This is a genomic window from Streptomyces sp. SID486 (assembly GCF_009865385.1).
Taxonomy (GTDB): domain Bacteria; phylum Actinomycetota; class Actinomycetes; order Streptomycetales; family Streptomycetaceae; genus Streptomyces.
Genome location: NZ_WWJT01000305.1, coordinates 1 through 5725 on the forward strand (window position 1 = coordinate 1; position 5725 = coordinate 5725).

Here is a 5725-nt window from a genome sequence, read left to right on the forward strand (position 1 = left end):
TGTCGGTGGTACGGGCGCTGGAGGCGGTGGCCCGGGAGGGCGAGCGGCTCGGCGTGCACCTGGTGGCGGCGGCCGGTGCCGGCGGCCGTACGGCGGAGTCGGAGCCGGCGCGCCGGGCGGCCCTGCGGGTCGTACTGGACGCCCCGCAGCCGGGGCCGGACCAGCCGGCCCCCGGCCGGGGCCGGCTGGCCTGCGCGGACGGACGGGCCGTGGGCTTCCAGGGCGGCCGGGTGACCGGCCGTATCCCGCGTACCGCGACCCAGCGGCCCACGGTGGTCGCGCTGGACTGGCAGCGCATGGGCGACCCGCCGGCCCGCCGGCCCGTGCGGGAGCTGGGCAACGGTCCGACCGACCTGGCCCTGCTGGCGAGCGCGGTGGAGCGGGCGGCCCGGGAGGTCGCGGCGGCACAGGTGCCGTCGCTCCTCTAGCCGGACCGCCGGTCCCCTCCTCCCCCGGACTCCTCTTCCGGAGGCGAACCGCCCGCCCCCGGAGCCGGACCGTCCCCGCCCGGCCGTCGACGGAGCCGAACCGCTCCGGGCCGGCCGTCGCAAACCCGTGCGCATACAGCCCTGGTCACGAGCCGGTCACGATGCACCGGTCGACACCGCAGGCGCTCTTGCCCGCCCGGAGCGGCCCGGCGTACACCGGACCGCACGGGACAGAGTTCTGACGTTCAACGACGTTCAACGGAGAACGACGAACGGGGAAGTGATGCACCGCAAGAGCAGCACGTTCCACAGCCGCAGGGCCGCCACCGCACTGGCCGCCCTGCTCACCGGAGCCCTCGCGCTCACCGCCTGCTCCGGCAGCGACGACGACAAGAAGGGCGACGGGGAGACGAGCGGCGGGGCCACCGGTGCCACCGTCACCCTGCCGAAACTCGACGGCGCCCGTCTGGAGGTGGCCGCCGTCTGGACCGGCGCCGAACAGGCCAACTTCAAGAAGGTGCTGGCGGAGTTCGCGAAGCGCACCGGCGCGCAGGTCACGTTCGTGCCCGCGCAGGACCCGATCATCAACTTCCTCGGTTCGAAGATCGCGGGCGGCCAGCCGCCGGACGTCGCGCTGCTGCCGCAGCCGGGTGCCATCAAGCAGGCCGTGCAGAAGGGCTGGGCCAAGCCGGTCGGGCCGGAGGGCCAGAAGGAGCTGGCGAAGAACTACTCGCAGGGCTGGCAGGACATCGGCAAGGTCGACGGCAAGCAGTACGGCGTCTACTACAAGGCCGCCAACAAGTCGCTGATCTGGTACAACACCAAGGTCTTCGAGAACGCGGGCGCCAAGGAGCCGAAGACCTGGCAGGACCTGCTGACCGCGTCGCAGGCGGTGTACGACTCCGGGGTCACGCCGTTCTCGGTGGCCGGCGCGGACGGCTGGCCGCTGACCGACTGGTTCGAGAACATCTACCTGTCCCAGGCGGGTCCGGAGAAGTACGACCAGCTCGCCCAGCACAAGATCAAGTGGACCGATCCGTCGGTGAAGCAGGCACTGACCACCCTCGCCCAGATCTGGGGCAAGAAGGACTACGTGGCGGGCGGTCAGGACGGCGCGCTGCAGACGGAGTTCCCGCAGTCGGTCACCCAGACCTTCACCGGCGGCGACCAGCCGAAGTCCGCGATGGTCTACGAGGGCGACTTCGTACAGGTCAACATCGGCGAGACCAAGGCGAAGGTGGGCACGGACGCGAAGGTGTTCCCCTTCCCGGCCGTCGGCTCCGCGGCGCCGGTGGTCTCCGGCGGGGACGCGGCCGTAATCCTGAAGGACTCCAAGGCGGCACAGGCGCTGCTGACCTTCCTCGCCTCCCCGGACGCGGCCACGATCCAGGCGAAGCTCGGCGGTTACCTCTCCCCGAACAAGAACGTGCCGGTGTCGGCGTACCCCAACGCGGTGCAGCAGAAGATCGCCAAGGCCCTGATCGCGTCCGGTGACGACTTCCGCTTCGACATGTCCGACCAGGCGCCGCAGGCTTTCGGCGGGACGCCCGGCAAGGGTGAGTGGAAGGACCTCCAGGACTTCCTGAAGAACCCCAGGGACGTCGCGGGCGCCCAGGCGAAGCTGGAGAAGGACGCGGCGGCGGCCTACGGGAACGGGGGCTGATCCGGCCATGGCGTCGGCAGCGGCGGCCGGGGCTCCACCGGGCCCCGCCGCACCCCGCGGTCGCAAGAGCGTGACCGGCACCCGCAAGGCCGTGGCAGCCCTGTTCCTGCTGCCCGCGCTGGTGCTGCTCGGCGCGCTCGTGGTCTACCCGATCGGGTACTCGCTCGTCCGCAGCTTCTACAACGCCTCCGGCGACGGTTTCGCCGGTGTCGGCAACTACCGGACGCTCTTCACCGACGACGGCATCCGGACCGCCCTGAAGAACAACGTGATCTGGGTGGTCTTCGCGCCGACGGTCTCCACCGCGCTCGGTCTGGTCTTCGCGGTGCTGACCGAACGGGTGCGCTGGGGAACGGCGTTCAAGCTGGTCGTCTTCATGCCGATGGCGATCTCCATGCTGGCCGCCGGGATCATCTTCCGGCTGGTGTACGACCAGGACCCGGACAAGGGGGTCGCGAACGCGGTGTGGGTGGGCGTGCACGACACGTTCGCGCAGGCGTCGGCGTTCCCCAAGGCCCACCCGGGCCGTGAGTCGCCGCTGGTGGCCGAGGGCGGCGGCTTCGTCACCCGGGCCGCCGTGCACGCCGGGCAGCCGGTCACGCTGCCGCTCGTCGGGGTCGCCCCGGACCAGTTGCCGGACGGCGCGCGGAAGGCCGCCGCCGCCCGCCCGGAGCCGGGCAAGGTCACCGGCACGACCTGGCAGGACTTCACCCGCGGCAAGGGCGTCGGCAGGCTCGGCGCGCCGGACGCGTCCGAGGTGGGCTATGCCGGGATGCGGGTGGAGGCGGTGAAGGACGGCAAGGTGGTCGCCTCGGCGGAGGCGGCCGGTGACGGCACCTTCACCCTGCCCGCGTCGGCCGACGGGGCCCGCCTCAGGCTGCCCGCGGCCAACTTCCGCGAGCCATACAACGGGGTCGACTGGCTCGGCCCGGCGCTGGTCACGCCCTCGATCATCGGGGCGTACGTGTGGATGTGGGCGGGCTTCGCGATGGTGCTGATCGCCGCCGGGCTCGCGGGCGTGCCCCGGGAACTGCTGGAGGCGGCACGGGTGGACGGCGCCTCCGAGTGGCAGGTGTTCCGCAAGATCACCGTGCCGCTGCTGGCCCCGGTGCTGGCGGTCGTCACCGTCACGCTGATGATCAACGTGCTGAAGGTGTTCGACCTGGTGTTCATCATCGCGCCGGGCTCCTCCCAGGACGACGCGAACGTGCTGGCGCTGGAGCTGTACCGCAAGGGCTTCGCGGAGAGCCAGCCGGGCGTCGCGAGCGCGATCTCGGTGTTCCTGCTGCTGCTGGTGATCCCGGTGATGCTGTTCAACATTCGTCGGCTGCGGCGGGAGGTGCGGCGATGACGGTGACCGCCGGAAGCGCCGGGAAGACCGAGCCGGTCCGGGCGGCCGGGGTCAGGCAGTCGGTCGGCTCCCGGGTCACGGAGAGGCTGAGCGGCGGACTGGTCCGCGTGGTGCTGATCGTCGTCGGCCTGTTCTGGCTGGTGCCGACCATCGGACTGCTCGTCTCCTCGCTGCGCGCGCCGCAGGACATGAGCGCCAGCGGCTGGTGGACGGTGTTCTCCAAGCCGTCCCAGCTCACCGTGGACAGCTACCAGAAGCTGCTGGAGAACTCCGACATCACCGGCTCCCTGCTGAACACGGTGCTGATCACGGTGCCGGCGACCGTCCTGGTCGTGGTGATCGGGGCGCTGGCCGGGTACGCGTTCGCGTGGATGGAGTTCCCGGGCCGGGACTGGTGGTTCCTGGGCGTGGTGAGCCTGCTGGTGGTGCCCGTGCAGGTGGCCCTGATCCCGATCGCGGAACTGTTCGGGAAAATCGGCCTGTTCGGGACGATCCTCGGGGTGATCCTGTTCCACACCGGTTTCGGTCTGCCGTTCGCGGTGTTCCTGCTGCGGAACTTCTTCGCGGAGATCCCGCGGGAGCTGCTGGAGGCGGCCCGGCTGGACGGCGCGGGCGAACTGCGCCTGTTCGCCCGGGTGGTGATGCCGCTGGGCGGTCCGGCGATCGCCTCGCTCGGCATCTTCCAGTTCCTGTGGGTGTGGAACGACATGCTGGTGGCCCTGGTGTTCACCAAGTCGGGCACGCAGCCGATCACGGTCGCCCTGCAGACGCAGGTACGGCAGTTCGGCAACAACATCGACGTGCTGGCGCCCGGCGCGTTCATCTCCATGGTGATCCCGCTGGCCGTGTTCTTCGCGTTCCAGAAGCAGTTCGTGTCCGGAGTGATGGCCGGCGCGGTCAAGTAGCAGCACGGCGGGCGGCTTTCGCGGGGCGGGTCTTCAGGGGCCCGCCCCTTGCCGTTCACCTGGAGTAGCCCGAATGCCGTACGGGCCGTAACCAAGTCACTCCATCGGCCGTTCCCGGGCAGAACGCCCGCGCCGACCGACCCATGGATGTCCCTTGCCCAGGTTCAGTGTCATTGTCCCCGCGTACAAGGTCCAGGCGTATCTCCCCGAGTGCCTGGACTCGGTGCTCTCGCAGTCGTACACGGATCTGGAACTGATCGCCGTCGACGACTGCTCACCCGACGCCTGCGGCGCGATCATCGACGAGTACGCGGCCCGGGACACGCGGGTGAAGGCCGTGCACCTCGACGGGAACCGGGGGCTGGGCCGTGCCCGCAACGCGGGGCTCGCCGAGGCGAGCGGCGACTACCTGCTCTTCCTGGACAGCGACGACACCTTCACCCCGGGCGCCCTGCGGGCGGTCGCCGACCGGCTCGAGGAGACCGGCGACCCGGACGTCCTGGTCTTCGACTACGCGCGCACCTACTGGGACGGGCGCACGGTGCGCAACCAGCTCGCCGCCGAGCTCACCCAGGAGGGCCCGGCGCGGTTCCGGACGGCGGACCGGCCGGGGCTGCTGCGGGTGCTGATGGTGGCCTGGAACAAGGCGTACCGGCGCGAGTTCGTGCTGGCCGGGGGGTTCACGTTCCCGCCGGGCTATTACGAGGACACCCCCTGGACCTTCCCGGTGCTGCTGACGGCCGGGTCGATCGCCACCCTGGACCGGGTGTGCGTGCACTACCGGCAGCGCCGGCAGGGCAGCATCCTGGGCACCACCAGCCGCCGGCACTTCGATGTGTTCGAGCAGTACGACCGGGTGTTCGCGTACGTCGGGGAGCGGCCCGAGCTGGACCACTGGCGGCCGGAGCTGTTCCGGCGGATGCTCGACCACTTCGAGGTGGTGTTCACCCGGCCGGGCCGGCTGCCGCGCGGCAGCCACGGCGAGTTCCTGCGCCGGGCCCGCGCGCACTACCGCCGCCACCATGTGCAGGGGGCCCGGCTCCGGCCGCGGCACGTCCTGCTCCGCTTCGGGCTGCACCGCACGTTCCGGGCCCTGCGGCGGGCCGCGGCCGTCCGCCGGTGGGCGCTGAGGTGCGCGGTGAGGTCGGGCCGCACGCTGCGCTCCGGCGCGCTCCTGCTGCACTACCGGATCCAGCTGCGGCTGCCGCTGCGCCCGGACCGGGCGGTGTTCGCCGCCCGGGCGGGGCGTGGCGATCCGGCCGCGCTGGAGGAGGCGTTCCGGGCGCACGCCCCGCACGTGCGCACGGCGTGGGTCGTCCGGCCCGGCCGGGAGGGGGCGGCGCCGCCGGGTCCGCGGCGGCTGACACCGGGGACGGCC

Annotated in this window: 4 protein-coding genes and 1 pseudogene; all 5 read left to right on the forward strand. The window is 71.8% G+C overall.

Annotated elements, in window-relative coordinates; genetic code table 11:
* Positions 1-428 (forward strand): annotated as a pseudogene (locus GT045_RS14440) (hypothetical protein); the annotation flags it as partial.
* 283 nt (positions 429-711) lie between these two features.
* A complete protein-coding gene (locus GT045_RS14445; protein WP_161334411.1) occupies positions 712-2091 on the forward strand; it encodes an ABC transporter substrate-binding protein in 1380 nt (459 codons plus the stop codon).
* 70 nt (positions 2092-2161) lie between these two features.
* A complete protein-coding gene (locus GT045_RS14450) occupies positions 2162-3442 on the forward strand; it encodes a sugar ABC transporter permease (RefSeq protein ID WP_161292463.1) in 1281 nt (426 codons plus the stop codon).
* Positions 3439-4347 (forward strand): carbohydrate ABC transporter permease, encoded by a 909-nt coding sequence (locus GT045_RS14455; protein WP_161334412.1) that lies wholly within the window; start codon positions 3439-3441, stop codon positions 4345-4347. The genes GT045_RS14450 and GT045_RS14455 overlap by 4 nt, the downstream gene beginning before the upstream one ends.
* A 154-nt stretch (positions 4348-4501) precedes the next feature.
* Positions 4502-5725 (forward strand): glycosyltransferase family 2 protein (locus GT045_RS14460; RefSeq protein ID WP_161334413.1); only part of this gene is annotated, 1224 nt, incomplete at its 3' end.

Coding starts and splice junctions, on each gene's coding strand:
- GT045_RS14445 (WP_161334411.1), top strand. CDS start 712: ATGCACCGCAAGAGCAGCACGTTCCACAGCCGCAGGGCCGCCACCGCA.
- GT045_RS14455 (WP_161334412.1), top strand. CDS start 3,439: ATGACGGTGACCGCCGGAAGCGCCGGGAAGACCGAGCCGGTCCGGGCG.